We start from the raw sequence: 19,626 nt of genomic DNA, 5'->3' as shown, positions 1-19,626 counted from the left end.
TGCCGCTTGGTTGCGATCTACCACAATCCTGGAATCAGCCGGTCACGCACTTTCCGCCGGTAGTCGTCATAGCCGGGCAGATGGGTGACCAGAAATCTCTCTTCATCAATCAGGCGTACGGCGATCATCGCGCTCAGGACGATCGCGGGTATGAATGCCCACCAGGAATCGAGCGCTAGCGGTGTCGCAAGAAACAGCACGATTGCTCCGACATACATCGGGTGCCGGACAACAGCATATGGGCCGGTCGAGACAACCTTCTGGCTCTCGGCGACTTCGACGATGCTCGATGCGTAGGTGTTCTCGCGAAACACCAGAAAAATGATGACATATCCCGCCATGACGCCGATATCGCCAAGAACGATCAGGGCCATAGGAACATCCGACCACTGCCAGCGAAAATCGAAGCCGGGAACCAGAAACAGAATGACGCCGGCTGCCGCTGTCAGTGTTTGAATGATCTTTTGGCTCTTTTCCTTTTCGGCAACGGGACCAGCCTTGAGCCGCCGCCCGATCAGCGCGTCATCGTGCCGCGCGAGATACAGAATGATGGCGGCCGAGGCGGCGCCCATGATCGCGATGTAGACCCAGCCTTCCCAGAAGCGGAGCGACCAGGCCGGTATGAAAAATATCGCTGCGACGACCAGAAGCGATCGAAGCAGCCCGGCGAGTGCTTTTCTGGCGTTGGTGGTCATAGCGCCTCCACAGTCGTGCGCGCGTGACGTAGCCCATTCCGGAACAAGGTCGATATCGGGCCGCAGCCTTGCGGCGTCACGCTTTCGTGAAAAGCGGCAATCTGGCTGCGGCAGGCCCCTTGCATGTGGGTATGTGGCTGAGGCCATGCCTCATTGCCGCCGCCGTGCTAGGCTGCACTTCAAGTGAATCTGGAGAAGCGGTTGAGCGGACTGACACCAGACCCATCAGAGCGCCCGCGCGATCCTGAATCGGCGCGGCAGCTTCAGCTTGCGCAGGCCTTGCAGCGGGCGCGGCTTGCGGTCGCGTGGGAACGCGGCTGGCCGCATCTCGCTCGGCTGCTGACGGTTGCGGGACTTTTTCTGGCCGCATCCTGGGCCGGTCTCTGGATCGCTCTTCCGCTTGTTGCGCGCATCATTGCCTCTGCCGTCTTTGTGCTGCTGGCTGTCGGGGCGCTGGTTCCGGCGGTCCGGTTTCGCTGGCCAACACGCGAGGACGCGCTGCGGCGGCTCGATCGTGGAACCGGCATTCGCCATCGCCCGGCCACGGCGCTGACCGATACGCTGAAGTCGCAGGACCCGATTACGCAGGCGCTGTGGCAGGAGCAGCGTGCGCGCACGTTGGCGTCAATCAAGCGCATCCGCGCCGGTCTGCCGTCGCCGCGCCTCGCACTGCACGATCCCTGGGCGCTGCGTGCGCTGGTCGTCGTGCTGCTGGTTGCGACCTATGTCGCCGCCGGCAGCGATCGTTTCGCGCGGGTTGTTGCGGCGTTCGACTGGGACGGCACGTTTTCCGCAGCGAACGTTCGCGTCGATGCATGGGTGACGCCGCCGCCCTACACCAGCCGTCCGCCGATCATCCTGTCCAACTCCTTGAACAAGGATGCGCATCAGTCGGAGACGGGGCCTGTCTCGGTCCCAGCGGCGAGCACACTGATTGTCCGGTCCAGCGGCGGCAGGCTCGATGTTGCTGCAGGCGGCGGCGTAACAGAAGTGCCTGTCGCCGGAAACGCGCCACAGGGGACCAACGAGCGGCATTTCACCATCACGGGTGATGGCACCGCGCATGTCCGTTCGCCTTCGGGGCAGCCGCAATGGACGTTCCATGCGGTGCCTGATCGTGCGCCCAATATCTCACTCGCCAAGGATCCCGAGCGGCAGGCCAAGGGGGCGCTGCTGTTGTCCTACAAGCTCGAAGACGATTACGGCGTGACCGAAGCGCAAGCGCAGTTCGCACCTCGCGCCGCGAAAGAGGGAGGCGCCGGGGACGATAGCGCCAAGGCGCAGCCGCTGTTCGATCCGCCGTCGATCACGCTCGGATTGCCGAATGTGCGCACGCGCAACGGCGTCGGCCAGACGGTGAAGGATCTGAGCGAAAATCCTTACGCCGGCGCAGATGTCACGCTGACGCTGACTGCGAAAGACGAAGCCGGCAACGAAGGACGCAGCGAGCCGTTCGACATGCGGCTGCCGGAACGCCTGTTTGTGAAGCCGCTGGCGCGCGCGCTGATCGAGCAGCGCCGCAACCTCGCACTCGACGCCAATCAGAAGCCGCTGGTACTGATTGCGCTGGAAGCGCTGATGATTGCGCCCGAGGCGTTCACGCCCGAGCTTGGACATTATCTCGGGCTGCGTATCGTCGCGAGCCAGCTCGGCCGAGCCAATACGCGCGATGCGATGCGGGCGACCGTGGACAGCCTGTGGGCGCTCGCAATTGCGATCGAGGACGGCAACATCACCGATGTCGAGAAGGCGTTGCGTGCTGCGCAGGATGCGCTCAAGGAGGCGCTGGAGCGCGGCGCCAGCGACGAAGAGATCAAGAAGCTGACCGACAATCTGCGCGCGGCACTGGACAATTTTATGCGCCAGTTGGCCGAGCAGTTGCGTAACAATCCGCAGCAACTGGCCCGGCCGCTCGATCCCAATACCAAGGTGATGCGCCAGCAGGACCTCAAGAACATGATCGATCGTATGGAGCGGTTGTCGCGCTCCGGCGACAAGGATGCCGCGCGGGCGCTGCTCGATCAGATGCAGCAGATGCTGGAAAACCTGCAGATGGCGCAGCCCGGGCAGGGCGACGGCGACATGGAGCAGGCGCTGAACGAACTCGGCGACATGATCCGCAAGCAGCAGCAACTGCGCGACAAGACGTTCAAGCAGGGGCAGGAATCCCGGCGCGATCGCAGCCGCGGCGAGCAGGGCGATCAGAGTCAGATGGACGGGCTACGCCAGGACCAGCAGGCGCTGCGTGACCGGCTCAGCAAATTGCTCGACGACATGAAGAAGAACGGCATGATGCCGGGCCGGCGCGGCGAAAAGGGTCAGCCGGGTCAAGGTCAGCAGGGCCAACAAGGTCAGGGACAGGATGGCCAGGACGGCGGCGACTCGCTTGGCGATGCCGACTCCGCGATGGGCGATGCCGGCAGCCAGCTTGGGCAGGGCAATGCCGACGGCGCGGTGGATTCGCAGGGCCGCGCACTCGAAGCCTTGCGCAAGGGCGCGCAGAATCTGGCGCAATCGATGCAGCCGGGCGAAGGGCAGGACACCGGACCGGGTAATCGGATGGGCCGTCAGCAGAACAGCGGCAACACCACCGATCCGCTCGGGCGGCCGCTCAACGGCCGCGAATGGAGCGACGATCTCACCGTGAAGATTCCCGGCGAGATTGACGTGCAGCGCGTGCGCCGAATTCTGGAAGAATTGCGCCGCCGTCTCGCCGACCCGCAGCGGCCGCAGATCGAACTCGATTACATCGAGCGTTTGCTCAAGGATTATTGAGTTTTAGGCTTCCTGCTGTTCCACCGTCTGCCCGGGCTTGTCCCGGGCATCCCGAGATCACCGGGACATAGGCGAGCAAGCGCCGCCGTCCTTCAGGCGGCTATGCCCGGTGATGACATCTGAACTGTTCCCGGTCCTGTTCCGAATTTTCCGATACCGCGCTTGACAGCTTTGCCCGGCGCTAGTATTTAACCAAAAGGTTATTTAACCGAATGGTTATCTTGGAGCTTCGATGGACCCGCTCAGCATCAAATTTGCCGCGCTTGCCGATCCCACCCGCCGCGCCATCCTGGCGCGGCTGGTGCTCGGCGAGACGTCGGTGACGGAACTGGCGGAGCCGTTCGCCATGAGCATGCCCGCGGTGTCGAAGCATCTGAAAGTGCTGGAGCATGCCGGTCTGGTGACGCGCGGTCGCGCGGCGCAGTGGCGTCCGTGCAGGATTGAGCCGGCGGCGCTCAAGGAAGTTGACGACTGGCTCGAGAATTATCGCCGCTTCTGGGAGGCGGGACTGGATCGCCTTGAGGCGTATCTCGGCGAGTTGCAGGCGAAAGAGAAACTGGAAGCCTCTTCAAAGCGCCGCAAGACGGCAAAGCGGAAATCGCCGCAGCGAGCGCCGCTAAAGAAATAGAGGGACCGCTTCCCGGCGACGTTCGGACACATCAGCACCAACCGAAGTAAGGAGTTTATCCATGGCCGACCAACCAGTTCAGATTCCGCCGCTCGTTCCGCATCTCGTGGTCGATGGCGCCGTTGATGCGTTGACATTCTATAGCAAGGCATTCGGCGCGACCGAAACCATGCGGATGCCGGCGGAAGACGGCAAGCGTTTGATGCATGCGCAGATGATCGTGAATGGCGCGGCGGTGTATTTGATGGACTACTTCCCCGAGTACTGCCACCACGGCGACGGCAAGACGGAATCTCCCGGCAAGCTCGGCGGCTCGACGTTCCTCATCCATCTCGAAGTGCCGAACTGCGACGAGGCCTACAAGCGCGCGATCGCCGCCGGCGCAACATCGATTCTCGAGCCTTGGGATGCATTCTGGGGCGCGCGTTACGCGCAGGTGCGCGATCCGTTCGGTCATGGCTGGAGTCTCGCGCATCCGCAGCCGGCACCGGCAGCCTGATCGCAGCACACATCAAAAGCAAACATCTTTCGGAGTAAAGAGATGGCCTCGACTCAATCTGCCGCGGTGGCAGAAACTTTCAGCAAGGAATTCGTCATCGAGCGTGTGTTCGATGCTCCGCGCGATCTGGTCTGGGAGGTCTTTACCCGGAGAGACCATCTGATGAAATGGTGGGGCCCGAAGGGGTTCAAGATGATCGCCGGCAATCTTGACCTCAAGCCCGGCGGCACATTCCACTACGGTATGCAGGCGCCGGACGGCAGCGAGATGTGGGGCAAGTGGATGTTCCGCGAGATTGTGAAGCCCGAGCGGCTGGTCTTTGTCAGCTCGTTTTCTGACAAGGACGGCGACCTGACCCGTCATCCCATGGCGCCGACATGGCCGATCGAAATGCTGGGCACCGCGACCTTCATCGATCAGGGCGGCAAGACGCTGCTGGTCAATCGCGTGGTCGCGCTCAACGCGTCGAACGAAGAGCGCACGACGTTCGAAGGCGGCTTCGCCAGCATGACGCAGGGCTACGGCGGAACATGGGATCAGCTCGCCGCGTATCTCGCGACACTGCAGGCCTGACATCTGGAGCAAGCATCATGAACGAACTTGTTCCGATTTCGACGACCGCGCTGTGGACCGGACGCATCCTCAGCGGTCTGGTTATCCTGTTCCTGCTGTTCGACGGCGCCATCAAGCTGATCCCGCTCGATATCGTCATCGAGACGTCGCGTCAGCTCGGAATTCCGACGAATCTCGCGGTTACCCTTGGCGTGCTGACGCTTGTCGGCACGCTGCTCTATGCGTATCCGCGGACCTCGGTGCTCGGCGCGATCCTGCTGACGGGTTACCTCGGCGGCGCGATCTACGTGCACGTCCGCGCGGGCAGCCCGCTGTTCAGCCACACGCTGTTCGGCGTCTATCTGGGCATCCTGCTCTGGGGCGGGCTTTATCTGCGCGACGAGCGGCTGCGTTTGATTTTCCCCTGGCGTCGCTGACGCCTGAACTCAACATCTGAGACGGAGAGTAACATGACCACCCTGATGTATATTGCCATCATCCTCGCGGCTGTGATCGCGATCGTTCTGATCCTCGCCGCGCTACGGCCGAACACTTTCCGCATCGAGCGTTCGATCGATATCAATGCGCCCGCGGACAAGATCTTCCCGCTGATCAACGATTACAAGAATTGGGGATCGTGGTCGCCCTACGAGCATGTCGATCCCGCCATGCAGCGGACCTTCAGCGGCGCGCCGAGCGGCAAGGGTTCGGTGTACGAGTGGAGCGGCAACAAGAATATCGGCCACGGCCGCATGGAGATCCTCGATGCGACGCCGTCGTCTAAGATCGTCATCAAGCTGGATTTCTTCAGCCCGTTCGAGGCCCACAACATCGCCGAGTTCACCATGCGGCCGCTGGGCAGCACGACGACTGTCACTTGGGCCATGCATGGTCCGGCGCCCTACATGGCGAAGATCATGCACATGGTCTTCAAGATGGATCGCATGGTCGGCGGCCAGTTTCAGCAGGGCCTGACCAGCATGAAGGCCGTCGCGGAGAAGTGACGGAGCGATGCGGTGTCCACGCTATCGATCAAACAACCTTGCGCCCGGACCCCGCTCTCGCGCCTTGTCCTGCGGATTGCGAAGCGGGCAGGTCTTGAGCGACAGGCATCCGCATCCGATGCAACCGCTCAACTGATCGCGCAGGCGGGTCAGCGTGGCGATCCGACCCTCGAGGTCGGCGCGCCACGCCGCCGACAGTCTGGCCCAGTCCTTGACTGTCGGGACGCGCCCGTCGGGCAGCGACGCCAGCGCATTGCGGATTGTCGCCAGCGGCAATCCGGTACTCTGCGCCACCTTGATGACGGCGACACGGCGCAACACCGCTCGCGGATAGCGGCGCTGGTTGCCGCGATTGCGCGAACTCGAAATCAATCCCTTCGATTCGTAGAAGTGAAGAGTGGAGACCGGAACCCCGCAGCGCTCGGATACTTCGCCGACGCTCAAATCCCGTGCAATTCCGGCAGGTTTGTTTTGCTTCATCATCGCTTGACCTCAACTATGGTTGAGGTTTTAGGCTGCCCTCATCGTCTCAGCAAGCATCGCATTGCGATGTTCATGCGTGTGACTGACCGCCAATCAGAGATGAAATCATGCCAGCAGCGAAGTATCAGGACCGGGTTCAATCACAGGACAGCCCGCCGCGGCCGTTCGTGCTCATCAACAGTTTCACGCCCAAGCCGGGAAAAATCGACGAACTCGCGAGCCTGCTGGAAGCGGGGCGCGATCGTTTCGCGGACCGGGTTCCCGGTTTCCACGGCGGCCGGGTCTATCGCGACGTCGATGGAAATTCGGCTCTGCTCATCAGCGTGTTTGAAACCGAAGACCACTACGAAGACTGGATCTCGACCGCGATGTTTGCCGAATATCAGAGGCAGATCGTGGATATTACCGACGGCATGGGACAGTCCCGGATCGAGGCCGGCCGCCCGCAGCGAACAGACAGCCGGAGATCGATGCACATGGGAGATGCGGCCGCATAAGCGTCTTGTCGTCGGAAGCAGTCGAGATGACTTGTTCTTAGCCGTTGCGGCCTTCGCCGCGCAGCGTCGGCAGGCCGATACCGGTGGCTTCAAATCCACCGTCGACGGAGAGCATCTGGCCGGTGATGTAGCTGGCGCGGTCGCTGCACAGGAAGAAGATCGCTTCGGCGAGTTCTTCCTCGAGGCCATAGCGGTTGAGCGGAATGGTGTCGTGATAATCGGCGCGGATCGCGTGCGTATGAACCGCCTTGGCCATCGCGGTATCGACCGGGCCCGGCGCGACAGCGTTGACGCGGATGCCGAGCGTCGCGAGTTCGACGGCAAACTGTTTGGTCAGATGGGCGAGGCCAGCCTTGCTCGTGCCATAAGCGGTGCGCAGCGTCGAGGCGCGAAGCGCCGAGATCGAGGTGATGTTCACGATCGCGCCGCCGCCGTTCTCGCGCATCAGCGGGGCTGCCGCCTGGGTGCAGAGAAACGGACCGGTCAGGTTGACCGCCAGCACACGATCCCAGTCGGCTTGCGTTGTTTCGAGCAGCGGCTTAAAGATCGCGATACCGGCATTGTTGACCAGCGCGTCGAGTCGCCCGAAGTGCTGAACCGCCTGCCTGAAGGCGGCGCCGACCGCGTCAGCGTCCGAGACGTCGCAATGGACCGCCAGGGTCGCGTCAGGTGCGGCGAGTGTCTCGAAGGTCTGCGCGAGCAAGTCCTTCTCGATGTCGAGCAGCACGACACGCCAGCCGTCGGCCAGGAACCGCTTTGCCGCGGCCAGTCCGATGCCCCGCGCCGCGCCTGTCACCAGCGCGACCTTCTTCTGTCCCTTGGCCATGTCCCGTCCCGTTTTTTGTTCGATGCCGTCAGCACTCCTCATGGCATTGACCATTTTTCGCGGCTCGTCACAACAGCCGCCCGCGCCGGTCGCGCGAATTGACCGCCTAACCACTCACACAATTGCCAGGAATCTCAAGGATACGTCACGCTATGTCTTCCAGCTCTACGTCATCAAGCTTTGCCAAAAACGCGATTGTGCTTGGTCTTTTGTCCGCGATCGGGCCGTTCGCCATTGATATGTATTTGCCCGCGCTGCCGGCGATCGCGGCGGACCTGCAGGCATCCACCGCGGCCACGCAAATGACGCTGATGGCGTTTTTCATGGCGTTCGGTGTGTGCCAGATTGTTTACGGCCCGGTTTCGGACATGGTGGGCCGCAAGCCGCCGCTCTATTTCGGCATCGTGATCTTCGCGCTCGGCAGCATCGGCTGCGGTCTGGCGCCGTCCATTGCGTGGCTGATCTTCTTCCGCTTCGTGCAGGGCCTCGGCGCGGCCGCCGTGATGGTGATTCCGCGTGCGGTGATCCGCGATCTTCATACCGGCGTCGATGCGACGCGGCTGATGTCGCTGGTCATGCTGGTCTTCAGTGTCTCGCCGATTCTGGCGCCGCTGGTCGGCAGCGGCCTGATCGTGCCATTCGGCTGGCGCTCGGTGTTTGCCGCGGTCACCGCTGCTTCAATCCTCTCGTTCCTGCTGGTCGCATTCGTGCTGCCCGAAACGCGGCCGCCCGAAGAACGCGTGGAGGTCAGCGTCCGCAGCGTGCTTGACGGCTTCGGCGAGTTGTTCCGCGACTGGCGCTTCCTTGGACTGACGTTCATCGGCGGCTTCGGCATGGCGAGCTTCTTTGCCTTCCTCGCGAGTTCATCCTTCATCTATATGGGACACTTCGGTCTGACACCGACGCAGTATGGGCTGACGTTCTCGGTGAACGCCATCGGCTTCATCGGCGCTTCGCAGTTCAGCGGCTATCTTGCCGGGCGGTTCGGGATCGCGCGCGTGGTTTCGGTGGCGGTGAGCTGCTTCACGGCGGCGGCACTCGCCTTGCTTGCGGTGACCGCAGCCGGTGTTGACAGCCTCGCAGTGCTGGTTGTGATGCTGTTCATCGCCAACGCATGGTTGGGACTTGTGATTCCCTCAACCATGGTACTTTCGCTGGAAGATCATGGGCCGATTGCGGGTATGGCGTCGGCACTTGGCGGAACGCTGCAGATGATCACAGGCGCCGTGATGATCGTCGTCGCCAGTGCTTTCTTCGATGGTACGGCGCTGCCGATGGTCGCTACCATCGCGGTCTGCGCGGTTGCGGCGTTCATCCTGACGCGGCTGACGTTGCGATCCGGAAAGGCCGTGCCACAACTTGCGGAATGATCTAGTCCGGGTCGCGCGACGCCAGAGCATCTGCGACCGCGGTACGGATGTCCGCCACCGCGAAGGGCTTGGTGATGACGTCGTGCACGATTGCTTCCAGTCCGGACGCGCGTTCGCGCTGATCGGCGAAGCCGGTCATCATGAGGACCGTCAGCCGCGGGAAGTCGCGCGCGACGGCGAGCGCCAGCGCGATGCCGTCCATCACCGGCATCTTGATGTCGGTGAGCAGAAGATCGAATGCACCGTTGTCGCGGTTCAGAATCTCCAGCGCCTCGGCGCCGTCTTCCGCGGTCACGATCTCATGGCCATCCATGGCGATCGCCCGTGCGACGAGCAGGCGCATCGACTCTTCGTCATCGGCGATCAGGACGCGCGACATTCAGGTTCCTCCGGACGCAATGTCCAGCTTGTGGAAGAACCTCACGGCAATTTCGCGGCCTTCCGCCGGCGGTGAGGCCAGCCGCGTCTTGAACCAGGCTTTCTCGCCGGGGTTGAGCGCCGGCTGCTCCAGCACGGCATTCCAGGCGTAGATGTCCGCACCCTTGGCGTCCCGCACGATGAACCGTAGCCGGGGAATTTCGACAGTCTTGCGCGTGACATCGACGATCGCGCCTTCAATCAGGAGCACCGGCTTGTTGTTGACCGTCTCGGTGCTGATCTTGAGATCCTCAAAGGCGAGGCCGCGCAGGTTTACGCCCATGCCGGTCATCCTGAAGAACGCTGCGGTCTGCGGCATCGCCCGAACCACGTCGGCGCGCCAAACGATCAGGCTGAACGCCATCGCGCCGAGCGCCACGCAGACGGTCGGCAGCGTCAAAACGCTAGGCAGCGCCTTGGCCCAGTTCGCCGATTTCAGGAACGGCGCGACAGAGGCGCCAAGTTTCTTGAACCGGGACGATTTGACCGGAGCGGCTTCGGTCATCGCCTCTTGCCGGGCAAGGGCGGTCCAGTTCCCGTCGGCTTCGGCGGCTGGTTGAGCGGCTTCCGGCTCGGGCCATCCGGCGGAAATCGACGGGCTGTCGACGTGCGGCGCATTGTCCTCGCGCCAATCGCCTGCGGCGTCGTCTCGCGGTCCAAAATCGTCTTGTGGCCCGGAGTCTTCCATGTCGTTCCGGGACATGGCTGTGGTGGATGCCAGTTCCTGCGGCACCGCCAGCCAGACTTCCTGACACCGGACGCACCGGACCCGGCGTCCGGCTTCGCTGAAATTGGCCGGATCGACCGCGTAGGATGTCGTACAGTGGGGACAAACGATATGCATGGACGAATCGCCAGAGAGGGAATGCGAATGCCTGAATCGGACCACTAGATGCTATCCGGCGTCCGTTAACGAATCGGAAACCATAACGGCCGCAAAAGCGTTTATGGCGTCCGCCCCGGCGGTTGCCGGCTATGGGGGTGTCCGGGGACACCCCGAACAGCGTCTCCATCGGTCATGTCGAACGGAGCTGAGATTGGTCCGGTTCGAAAATGTCGGTTTGCGTTACGGGCTCGGCCCGGAGGTCCTGCGCGACCTGACTTTCCAGATTCCCGCCCGCTCGTTCCAGTTTCTCACCGGGCCTTCCGGCGCGGGCAAGACTTCGCTGCTGCGCATGCTGTTCCTGTCGCTGCGGCCGACGCGAGGTCTGGTCAATCTGTTCGGCAAGGATGTGTCGCTGCTCGACAAGGACGCGCGTGCCGAGTTGCGTTCGCGCATCGGGATCGTGCTGCAGGACTTCCGGCTGCTCGACCACATGACAACCTATGAAAACGTCGCGCTGCCTTTCCGCGTGATGGGGCGCAGCGAATCCAGCTATCGCAAGGAGGTCATCGACCTTCTCAACTGGGTCGGGCTTGGCAAGCGGATGGACGCGCTGCCGCCGATCCTGTCGGGCGGTGAGAAGCAGCGCGCCGCGATTGCGCGTGCGGTGATCGCCCGCCCGCAACTGCTGCTGGCCGACGAGCCGACCGGCAACGTCGATCCGTCGCTGGCGCGGCGGCTGCTCAGCCTTTTCATTCAATTGAACAAATCCGGCACCGCCGTCATCATCGCGACCCACGACATCGCGCTGATGGATCAATACGAGGCGCGGCGCATGGTGCTCCATGAATCGCGGCTGCACATCTATGATTGATGACCGAAAAATCATGATGGATCTGGGCGACAACACGTCGCAAGTCGCGGCGAATGCGCGAAATCTGTCGCCGATCGTTCCGCGCGGATCGATTGCCGGGCGCGCGCTGATCGCGGTCGTGGCCATCATGACGTATCTCGCATCGATGACGACCGGCGCGGTGCTGCTGGTGCGGTCGTCGGCGGCCCAATGGCAATCCGACGTGGCCAGCGAGTTGACGATCCAGCTGCGGCCCTCACCGGGACGCGACATCGAGCGTGACGTTCGCAGTGTTACCGAGGCGGCGCGAGCACAACCCGGTATTCTGGAAGTGCGGCCCTTCACCAAGGATGAATCGGCCAGGTTGCTCGAGCCGTGGCTGGGCACCGGATTGTCACTGAACGATCTGCCCGTTCCGCGCGTCATCGTGGTGCGCATCGCGCCCGGATCGGCTCCGGATCTGGCGGCGCTGCGCCGGAGCGTCGCCCAGGCGGCGCCGTCCGCGACCATCGACGATCATCGCGCCTGGATCGAGCGCATGCGCTCAATGACCGGCGCGATTGTTCTGGCGGGCACCGGCATTCTCATTCTGGTGATCGTGGCGACCGTGATTTCGGTGTCATTTGCCACACGCGGCGCGATGGCGGCCAACCGGCCGATCGTCGAGGTGTTGCACTTCGTCGGCGCGCAGGACCGCTACATCGCCAACCGCTTTCTACGCCACTTTCTGCGGCTTGGTCTGGAGGGCGGTCTGATCGGCGGGCTGGCCGCGATGCTGACCTTTGGTTTCTCGGAATCGGTCGCAAGCTGGTTCTCCGGCACGCCCGTTGGCGACCAGTTCGCCGCGCTGCTCGGCACGTTCGCACTGCCGGCGTCGGGCTATCTCGTGCTCGCCGCCCAGACCTTCATGATTGCCGCTGTGACCGCGTGGGCGTCGCGGCGGACGCTTTTTGCAACTCTCGAAGAAATCGATTGAGATTTCGGCGGGGAAGCATCGGCTAGAGTGAAAACGACGCGTCAAAACATGGTGTTGGTGACGTTTCAGGCCACAGCCGTGCCGGATTTTGCGATAAGGTGATACAGGAACGCGCGATATCACATCGATGCGCCCGAGCGAGTTGAGATTGTCCGAGACCACACACCGCCACGATGTCACGCCGACGCACGGGCGCTTGCGCCATCGTGTGGCGATGCTGACGGCCGCCGGCATCCTTCTGTTTGTCGGGTTGGGCTTTGTGGATTTCCTGTCGCGGGTGCCTCCGTCCGAGGAAAAGCCGTCGCGCAATGCCGACGGCATCGTGGTCCTCACCGGCGGATCGTCGCGTGTTTCGGATGCGCTCGAATTGCTGTCGATGGGATATGGACGCCGGCTCCTGATTTCCGGCGTACATCCGACCAACGGTTACAGCGACATTCAGCGCTCGCTGCCCGACAGCCAGCGCCTCCTGGCCTGCTGCGTCGATCTGGACCGCTCCGCCGTCAACACCCGAAGCAATGCGACGGAGACGCGGCGCTGGGCGATGGAGCGCGGCTTCCATTCCCTGATCGTGGTGACATCGAACTATCATATGCCGCGCGCGATCGTTGAACTGTCGCACTCCATGCCCGATATCGAGCTTGTTCCGTTCGCTGTGGTCGGCGAAAAGTGGCGCGAAGAACCGTGGTGGACAAGTGGCGCAGCATTGCGGCTCCTGCTATCGGAGTACGCCAAATATCTTTTTGCGCAGACGCGGGTCGCCTTTGGCGGCGTAGGGCAGGGCGGTATGCCGGAAATCGGCACACAGGCCCCATCGCCCTCAAAACCAGCCACCGTGTCCGCCAATTAGTAACTAGTGGTCCGGTTCTGACATTCGCATCCCACCTCAGCGGCACTCTTGCGAATGTCAGAACCAAAGGACGACCAGCAATTATAATTTTCTAGTGTCCTTTCGAATCCGACGTTCGCTTTGGAGGGGCTGCAAAATGAGGCGAACGTCGGATTCGGGACACTAGGCGAGTTCATCGATGGTTTCGGTATTTCTGCGTTCGCTGCTCTACAATATTGTTTTCTATCTGAACCTGGCGTTCTGGGTGCTGCTCGGACTCCCGACCTATGCGATGCCGCGCTGGGGCATCGTCTGGATTGCGACCAACTGGGGGAAGACGAGCATCTGGTGGATGCGGATCATCTGCAACACCAAGGTCGAATATCGCGGGCTCGAAAAAATTCCGAAAGGTCCGCTGATTGCCGCCGCGAAACATCAGTCGACCTGGGAAACCTTCGCGCTGCTGCAATTTTTCGACGAGCCGCTTTACATCCTGAAGCGCGAGTTGCTCTGGCTTCCGTTGTTCGGCTGGTATCTCAGCAAGGCCGGCATGATCGGCGTCAATCGCAAAGCCGGCGGACGCACATTGATCGACATCACCAAGCGCGCGGCCCGCGAAATCCAGCGCGGCCGTCAGCTCCTGATTTTTCCCGAGGGGACGCGCCGCGCTGTCGATGCCCCGCCCGACTACAAGAGCGGCGTCAGCCTGATCTATGGCGAGGCCGGCGTGCCGTGCATTCCGGTGGCGCTGAATTCCGGATTGTTCTGGCCGCGCCGGACCTTCATGCGTTACCCCGGAACTCTCGTCATCGAATTTCTGGATCCGATCCCGCCGGGCCTCAAGCGTCAGGAGTTCACCGCGCGCATGCAGGCCGTCATCGAAGAGGCGACCGACCGGCTGGTAAAGGCGGGACGCGAGGAGCAGGTGAGATTGATCGGCTTCTCCGCGCCGGTCGCTACGTCCATCAGGTCCTGAGCGCAAGCGATCAGGTGTGGCGGTGCAGTGCGGCTTCGCCATGCAGCAGTGCTGCGAGACGATGCAGCGGCGCGTCGCGCACACCCTGCGCCTCGAGCGCGGTCACCGTCGCGATGACGTACTCGTCGTTCGGCCCGTAAGCGCCGTGACCCTGGCGCACCAGTCGTAACTGTTCGTCCATCGTCAGCCGGCCCGCATATTGATCGTGGCTGCGGTCGGCGACATAGGCAAGCGCGCTGACGCGCTGGCGGGCGTCGCCCTGAAGCCAGACCGAACGCATCACCTCGCGATAGACGCCCGTCACCTGCTCGCGCTCGCGCAGATAGGCGACTGTTGTTTTTCGTTCGGTGGCCGCTACCCGGAACGCGACGCCCTGACAGGCTCCGCCGCGATCGAGCCCCAGAACCAGTCCGGGTTTCTCCGGCGTGCCGCGATGGACCATCGAATAGATGCAGAGCGAGCGATGTTCGCCGATCAGCCGCGCTGGCTTCTGTTCGAGAAACGCGAAGCCCGGCTTCCAGATCAGCGATCCGTAGCCGAACACCCACAGGTCCCCCTCGGGAAACTCCGGTTCTGAAAGGATTTTTGCGGCCATGATTGCGTTACCTGATAGATGACGCCTACCAGTCTGCTTCCGTACGTGCAACCGAAGGACGTCCAACCTTCTGGACTTCAAGGGGATTTACGCGAACAGTGCATCTTTCAATTGCCCGATTCAGGTGATCTAGCTCCTGCCATGCCGACATCTCCTATCGCACCTCGCCGCCGTCTCTGGCCCGTTTTTGTAATGCCGGTTCTGGTCCTCACCGCAGCAGCGGCGTGGAGCGGATTCTGGTTCTATGCGGCGTCCCATGTTGACGAGAAATTCGAGGAATGGCGCACCCGCGAGGCGAAATCCGGCCGCGCCTATGAATGTGCCAGCCGCTCTGTCGCGGGCTTCCCGTTCCGCATGGAGGTCCGCTGCGAAAGCCCGGTGGTGACGCTGACGTCGCAAACTGCCGACCAGAGCCAGCTCACCGCGCGGCTGAAGGATATTCTGGTCGTCGCGCAGGTCTACGATCCGACCAAAATCATCGCCGAATTCACCGGACCTGCCACCGTCAGCGGCCGAGGGGAGGCGCCGTCCTTCGTCGCCGGCTGGACCACGGGCCGCGCAAGCGCTTCCGGTCTGCCCACGCCGCAGCGTGTGTCGCTGGTGTTCGACGATCCGGCGCTCGATCGTATGAACGGCTCAGCCCAGACGCCACTGTTGCGTGCAAAGCATCTCGAACTGCACACGCGTCTGCTGGAAGGCTCGCTGTCCAACTATCCGGTGGTGGAAACCGCGTTTCAGGTGACGGCGGGAAGCTTGCAGGGACTGCATCCCATTCTCGCCGAACCGTTCGATGCGGATATCCGCGCGCTGTTGCGCGGACTGAAGGACTTTGCGCCGAAACCCTGGCCGGAACGTTTTCGTGAAATTCAGGCAGCCGGTGGCCGCCTCGACTTCACCCAGTCGCGCGTGCAGCAGGGCGAGACCATCGCGGTTGCCGCGGGTTCGCTCGCCCTCACGCCGACCGGTTATCTCGACGGCGAACTGACGATGACGGTTGCAGGGCTTGAGCGGGTGGTATCGCAACTCGGTATCGACAAGCTGTTGATGGACGGCGTGCCGCAATCGTCCGTCGATCGGATCGCCCCCGGCATCAGCGCGCAGGACGTCAACAAGGTGATCGGTGCACTCGACCGGATGATTCCGGGACTGGGCAACGTCGCGCGGAAAAACGCCAATGCCGGCGTGGTCGCGGGCATTAACATGCTCGGTCAGGCCTCGACGCTGGAGGGCAAGCCGGCGCGGGCATTTCCGCTGAAATTCACCGAAGGCGTGATTTCCATCGGGCCGTTGCGGATCGCGCAGACAGCGCCGCTGTTTTGAGCAGCGGGCCAGATTGCTTTGATCGTCATTGCCGGGCTTGACCGGCAATCCATCTTCTCAAGAAGATTTTTAAGATGGATGCGCGGGTCAAGCCCGCGCATGACACTCCGAGCTTTCTAGCCCGCTATGACTTCCCGTCCGGCTTCGGCAGGTTCGCGTGCTTGCGGCCGAAATCCGGATCGGCGGTTTCCTGACCGAGATTGACGATGCCGCGGCGGATCGCACGGGTCCGCGTGAAGTGATCGAACAGCGCCTCGCCATCGCCACGGCGGATCGCACGGGTGAGCTTCGAAAGATCTTCCTGAAACGCGCCGAGCATTTCCAGCACGGCGTCCTTGTTGGCGAGAAACACGTCGCGCCACATGGTCGGATCGGATGCCGCGATGCGGGTAAAGTCGCGGAAACCGCCGGCGGAGAATTTCAGCACTTCCGCCTGCGTCACGTCTTCCAGTTCGTCGGCGGTGCCGACGATGGTGTAGGCGATCAGATGCGGCAGGTGGCTGGTCACGGCAAGCACCAGATCGTGGTGATCGGCGGCCATGGTTTCGACATTGGCGCCGAGCGCGCGCCAGAATGTCGCGAGCTTCTCGACGGCGGCGGGATCGGCCTCCGGCGGCGGCGTCAGGATGCACCAGCGGTTGATGAACAGTTCGGCGAAGCCTGAATCGGGACCGGAATGTTCGGTGCCCGCCACCGGGTGCGCCGGAATGAAATGGACGGTCTTCGGCAGATGCGCGGCCATGTCCCGCAGCACCATGCCCTTGACGGAGCCGACATCGGAAACAATCGCGCCCGGTTTGAGATGCGGCGCAATTTCCTCCGCGACCGGCCCGCAGGCGCCGACCGGGATGGACAATATGACTAGGTCAGCGTCCTTCACTGCTTCCGCGTTTGTATCCACCACGCGATCGACGATACCGAGTTCCTGCACGCGCGCGCGGGTTGCCGGCGAGCGCGCGGTGGCCACGATCTCTCCCGCAAGCCCCTGGGCGCGCGCCGCACGCGCAATCGAGCCGCCGATCAGGCCGAAGCCGATCAGCGCGATTCGCCCGAATAATGGCCCGGCGCTCACTTCTGCCCCATGAATTCGGCAAGCGCCGCGACCACGAGGCGGTTGGCTTCCTCGGTGCCGACGGTCATGCGCAGCGCATGCGGCAGCTTGTAGTTCTTCAGCGCGCGCAGAATCAGGCCGCGCTTGGTGAGGAATGCGTCGGCGTCCTCTGCAGTCTTGCCCTTCTCCTGCGGGAAGTGGATCAGAATGAAGTTCGCAACGCTCGGCGTCACCTCAAGTCCCAGCTTGCCGACTTCGTCGGTGAGCCATGTGCGCCACGTTTCGTTGTGCACGCGGGACTTGTTCTGGTGCTCGGCGTCTTCCAGCGATGCGATGGCTGCATCCGACGCAGATGTCGAGACGTTGAACGGGCCGCGAATGCGATTCACCGCGTCGATGATGTTCGCCGGGCCGTACATCCAGCCGACGCGCAGCGACGCGAGGCCATGAATCTTCGAGAAGGTGCGCGTCATCACCGTGTTGTCGGTGGTGGCGACCATTTCGATGCCGGCTTCGTAGTCATTCTTCGAGACGTATTCGGAATACGCCGCGTCGATCACCAGCAGGACATGCGGCGGCAATCCTGCGCGCAGGCGCTTGACCTCGTCGAACGGCACATAGGTGCCGGTCGGATTGTTCGGGTTGGCAAGCCACACCATCTTGGTGCGCGGCGTCACGGCCCCGAGGATCGCATCGACGTCGGCGGTGTAGTTCTTCTCGGGCGCGATCACATTGATGGCGCCGTTCGCCATGGTGGCGATCGGATAGACGAGGAAGCCGTGGGTGGTGTGGATCGCTTCGTCGCCGGGACCGAGATAGGTGTTGGCAAGATAATTGAGAAGTTCGTCCGAGCCCGCGCCGCAGATGATGCGGTTGGGATCGAGTCCGTAAGTCCGTCCGATGGTTTCGCGCAACGCGCGCGAGGTGCCTTCCGGGTAATCTTCCAGATGATCGGCCGCAGCCTTGTAAGCTGCGATGGCTTTCGGCGACGGCCCGAGCGGGGTCTCGTTCGCGGACAGCTTGAAGACGCGGCCGGTCAGCCCCGCGCCGCTTTTGCCCGGCGTGTAGGGTGCAATATCGAGAATGCCCGGCTTCGGCACAGGACGTGACATCAACTTGAACTCCGAAAGAAAAGACTATTTGGACGCAGTGGTCGGCGGCACCGTATAGCGCGTTGCATGGCTTCCGACGAGGGCTGATGAGCGCACGGACGCCCCCGCAGCGACCAGCGCGGCGGTGATTTTTGCCAGCCCGTCTGTGCCCGGAACTGAGATCAAGAGGGCAGCGCCGTCGGATGCTGTGTCGGGAACGGCAATGATTTCCGAGAACGGCGACAGCGCGCGCGCCACATCCGCGCTCCAGCCGGATACGCGAACGCTCCACATCTCGACTTCGGTGACCATTGCGTCCGCCGCGACGCGCGAGACCACGAACACCGGCAGTGCAGCCGGATGATCGGCGCGCTCGACGAACGGCAATCGCGCAATGATCTTCGGGGCGGCTGCGGGCTCCAGCGCGCTCCACCACGGCGAGCGGCTGCTCACAGCTGAAATCAGCGCGAGATCACCCTTTGATTTGGCCACCGCCTCGACCGCGGCCTCGGCGTTGAAGTGCGCAAGAAACGGAACGGTGAAGCCGAAATGAAATCGCGCCGAATCCCGCATCGCCGATTCGCCGACGGATAAATCGGCGTGTACCGAGAACGGCGACTGGACGTAGGTGAACGTCGAGATGATGACGCGCCAGATGCTCTCAATGGTGTCGAGCGGCAGGATGCCGCGGTGACGTTGCGCAAGCCGGCGCATCATATCGGCCTCTCGCGCGGGCCGGAACGCCGAGCCGACTTCCTGCGTCTTCTTCACCGAAATGAGACGGTCGATGATGTCGCCGCGCTGTATCAACAGACCATGCACCTGCTCATCGATGGAATCGATTTCGCGGCGCAGGTCCTGAAGTGATGGCGGTTGTTTGGTCATTGGTTCAACTTGGGTCCGAACGCGGCTTGCGGCGCAAGGCCGTCTGGAATTGATCGAAAATGGCTAGTGTGGTGGCTCGCAAGTCCGTAACATTTTCTCAGCACGTCCATTTGCGGACTTGCGAACCAAAACCACGTTAGAATTTTAGTTCTCTAGTGCCCTTTTGAATCCGAAGTTCGCCGGGAGCGTGCTGCAAAATCGGGCGAACTTCGGATTCAGGGCACCAGGTGACGGGCGCATTGATAGGCAGGAGATCGCCTGAAAGCAAAGAAAACATTGGCAATTCCGGCCTCAGGCCAGTGCAGGGGCGGCCTGTGATTCCGCGGTGCAGCTTGACGAAAAGGCCGTTCGTGACTAGTAACTTAGCTATTCCGTGGTCATTTGAGCCGGCCGGCTTGCAGCCACGTTAAACAACTCGCTAAACAGGCCGGGGACATAAGTGATCCCGGCCGAACCTCGTTTCAGGCCGGGTTTTTTGTGG

The 19,626-nt window shown here is 62.5% G+C and carries 22 protein-coding genes and 1 riboswitch; of the genes, 13 read left to right on the top strand and 9 right to left on the bottom strand.

From position 1 onward, the window contains the following. Window positions 1–17 precede the first annotated feature (17 nt). Window positions 18–695, bottom strand: a complete 678-nt coding sequence (locus tag BN32_RS23700; protein ID WP_019199981.1) for a methyltransferase family protein — start codon at window positions 693–695, stop codon at window positions 18–20. A gap of 201 nt (window positions 696–896) precedes the next feature. On the opposite strand from BN32_RS23700, the gene BN32_RS23695 reads away from it, so the two are divergent. The 6 genes from BN32_RS23695 to BN32_RS23670 all read left to right on the top strand — a co-directional run bounded on the left by BN32_RS23695 (window position 897) and on the right by BN32_RS23670 (window position 6,153). Then, window positions 897–3,470: a TIGR02302 family protein gene (locus BN32_RS23695; protein ID WP_040427647.1), complete on the top strand. Its 2,574-nt coding sequence runs from the start codon at window positions 897–899 to the stop codon at window positions 3,468–3,470. A gap of 232 nt (window positions 3,471–3,702) precedes the next feature. Beyond that, window positions 3,703–4,098, top strand: a complete 396-nt coding sequence (locus BN32_RS23690) for an ArsR/SmtB family transcription factor (protein ID WP_040427543.1) — start codon at window positions 3,703–3,705, stop codon at window positions 4,096–4,098. A gap of 61 nt (window positions 4,099–4,159) precedes the next feature. Beyond that, the gene (locus BN32_RS23685) at window positions 4,160–4,597 is read left to right on the top strand and encodes a VOC family protein (RefSeq protein ID WP_019199984.1); all 438 of its coding nucleotides are present in this window, start codon (window positions 4,160–4,162) and stop codon (window positions 4,595–4,597) included. A 42-nt stretch (window positions 4,598–4,639) separates the two neighbouring features. Beyond that, window positions 4,640–5,170, top strand: coding sequence for an SRPBCC family protein (locus BN32_RS23680; protein WP_019199985.1), 531 nt, complete (start codon window positions 4,640–4,642; stop codon window positions 5,168–5,170). A gap of 17 nt (window positions 5,171–5,187) precedes the next feature. Then, window positions 5,188–5,586 carry a DoxX family protein gene (locus BN32_RS23675; RefSeq protein ID WP_019199986.1) on the top strand — a complete coding sequence of 133 codons (399 nt, stop codon included), beginning with the start codon at window positions 5,188–5,190 and terminating at the stop codon, window positions 5,584–5,586. A gap of 33 nt (window positions 5,587–5,619) precedes the next feature. After that, a complete protein-coding gene (locus BN32_RS23670; RefSeq protein ID WP_019199987.1) occupies window positions 5,620–6,153 on the top strand; it encodes an SRPBCC family protein in 534 nt (177 codons plus the stop codon). Window positions 6,154–6,174: 21 nt separating this feature from the next. Here the strand turns inward: BN32_RS23670 and soxR are convergent, their stop codons facing one another. Further along, the gene (soxR, locus tag BN32_RS23665; RefSeq protein ID WP_019199988.1) at window positions 6,175–6,633 is read right to left on the bottom strand and encodes a redox-sensitive transcriptional activator SoxR; all 459 of its coding nucleotides are present in this window, start codon (window positions 6,631–6,633) and stop codon (window positions 6,175–6,177) included. A gap of 110 nt (window positions 6,634–6,743) precedes the next feature. On the opposite strand from soxR, the gene BN32_RS23660 reads away from it, so the two are divergent. Next, window positions 6,744–7,133: an antibiotic biosynthesis monooxygenase family protein gene (locus tag BN32_RS23660; protein WP_019199989.1), complete on the top strand. Its 390-nt coding sequence runs from the start codon at window positions 6,744–6,746 to the stop codon at window positions 7,131–7,133. A 37-nt stretch (window positions 7,134–7,170) separates the two neighbouring features. Here the strand turns inward: BN32_RS23660 and BN32_RS23655 are convergent, their stop codons facing one another. Continuing rightward, on the bottom strand, window positions 7,171–7,959 hold the full coding sequence (locus tag BN32_RS23655) for an SDR family NAD(P)-dependent oxidoreductase (protein ID WP_019199990.1): 789 nt from the start codon (window positions 7,957–7,959) through the stop codon (window positions 7,171–7,173). 152 nt (window positions 7,960–8,111) lie between these two features. On the opposite strand from BN32_RS23655, the gene BN32_RS23650 reads away from it, so the two are divergent. Further along, window positions 8,112–9,329, top strand: a complete 1,218-nt coding sequence (locus tag BN32_RS23650) for a multidrug effflux MFS transporter (protein ID WP_019199991.1) — start codon at window positions 8,112–8,114, stop codon at window positions 9,327–9,329. 1 nt (window position 9,330) lies between these two features. Here BN32_RS23650 and BN32_RS23645 read toward each other — a convergent pair whose 3' ends face one another. Both BN32_RS23645 and BN32_RS23640 read right to left on the bottom strand, forming a co-directional pair. Further along, window positions 9,331–9,708 (bottom strand): response regulator, encoded by a 378-nt coding sequence (locus BN32_RS23645; protein ID WP_019199992.1) that lies wholly within the window; start codon window positions 9,706–9,708, stop codon window positions 9,331–9,333. Continuing rightward, the gene (locus BN32_RS23640; protein ID WP_019199993.1) at window positions 9,709–10,590 is read right to left on the bottom strand and encodes an MJ0042-type zinc finger domain-containing protein; all 882 of its coding nucleotides are present in this window, start codon (window positions 10,588–10,590) and stop codon (window positions 9,709–9,711) included. A gap of 193 nt (window positions 10,591–10,783) precedes the next feature. On the opposite strand from BN32_RS23640, the gene ftsE reads away from it, so the two are divergent. The 4 genes from ftsE to BN32_RS23620 all read left to right on the top strand — a co-directional run bounded on the left by ftsE (window position 10,784) and on the right by BN32_RS23620 (window position 14,203). Beyond that, window positions 10,784–11,443: a cell division ATP-binding protein FtsE gene (ftsE, locus tag BN32_RS23635; protein ID WP_040427541.1), complete on the top strand. Its 660-nt coding sequence runs from the start codon at window positions 10,784–10,786 to the stop codon at window positions 11,441–11,443. Beyond that, window positions 11,436–12,398, top strand: a complete 963-nt coding sequence (locus tag BN32_RS23630; RefSeq protein ID WP_019199995.1) for a cell division protein FtsX — start codon at window positions 11,436–11,438, stop codon at window positions 12,396–12,398. The genes ftsE and BN32_RS23630 overlap by 8 nt, the downstream gene beginning before the upstream one ends. Window positions 12,399–12,546: 148 nt before the next feature. Next, window positions 12,547–13,248, top strand: a complete 702-nt coding sequence (locus tag BN32_RS23625) for a YdcF family protein (protein ID WP_244438269.1) — start codon at window positions 12,547–12,549, stop codon at window positions 13,246–13,248. 178 nt (window positions 13,249–13,426) lie between these two features. After that, entirely contained in the window at window positions 13,427–14,203 is a 777-nt protein-coding gene (locus BN32_RS23620; RefSeq protein WP_019199997.1) for a lysophospholipid acyltransferase family protein, read from the top strand. Window positions 14,204–14,213: 10 nt separating this feature from the next. Here the strand turns inward: BN32_RS23620 and BN32_RS23615 are convergent, their stop codons facing one another. After that, window positions 14,214–14,798 carry a gamma-glutamylcyclotransferase gene (locus BN32_RS23615; RefSeq protein WP_019199998.1) on the bottom strand — a complete coding sequence of 195 codons (585 nt, stop codon included), beginning with the start codon at window positions 14,796–14,798 and terminating at the stop codon, window positions 14,214–14,216. Between the two features lie 192 nt (window positions 14,799–14,990). Here BN32_RS23615 and BN32_RS23610 point away from each other — a divergent pair, with 192 nt between their 5' ends. Continuing rightward, window positions 14,991–16,118: a DUF2125 domain-containing protein gene (locus BN32_RS23610; protein WP_019199999.1), complete on the top strand. Its 1,128-nt coding sequence runs from the start codon at window positions 14,991–14,993 to the stop codon at window positions 16,116–16,118. A 124-nt stretch (window positions 16,119–16,242) separates the two neighbouring features. On the opposite strand, the gene BN32_RS23605 is transcribed toward BN32_RS23610, so the two are convergent. The 3 genes from BN32_RS23605 to BN32_RS23595 are packed head-to-tail and all read right to left on the bottom strand — an operon-like array spanning window position 16,243 to window position 19,145. After that, window positions 16,243–17,190, bottom strand: a complete 948-nt coding sequence (locus BN32_RS23605) for a prephenate/arogenate dehydrogenase family protein (protein ID WP_019200000.1) — start codon at window positions 17,188–17,190, stop codon at window positions 16,243–16,245. Then, window positions 17,187–18,281 carry a histidinol-phosphate transaminase gene (gene hisC, locus BN32_RS23600; RefSeq protein WP_019200001.1) on the bottom strand — a complete coding sequence of 365 codons (1,095 nt, stop codon included), beginning with the start codon at window positions 18,279–18,281 and terminating at the stop codon, window positions 17,187–17,189. Before hisC ends, BN32_RS23605 begins: the two co-directional genes overlap by 4 nt. A gap of 24 nt (window positions 18,282–18,305) precedes the next feature. Next, window positions 18,306–19,145, bottom strand: coding sequence for a chorismate mutase (locus BN32_RS23595; protein WP_019200002.1), 840 nt, complete (start codon window positions 19,143–19,145; stop codon window positions 18,306–18,308). A 363-nt stretch (window positions 19,146–19,508) separates the two neighbouring features. Beyond that, window positions 19,509–19,588, top strand: a riboswitch (SAM riboswitch). The last annotated feature ends 38 nt before the right edge of the window (window positions 19,589–19,626 follow it).

Source organism: Afipia birgiae 34632 (assembly GCF_000308295.2).
GTDB lineage: Bacteria > Pseudomonadota > Alphaproteobacteria > Rhizobiales > Xanthobacteraceae > Afipia > Afipia birgiae.
Note: the sequence above shows the minus strand (reverse complement) of the source record. Positions and strands in the feature narration are given on the sequence as shown.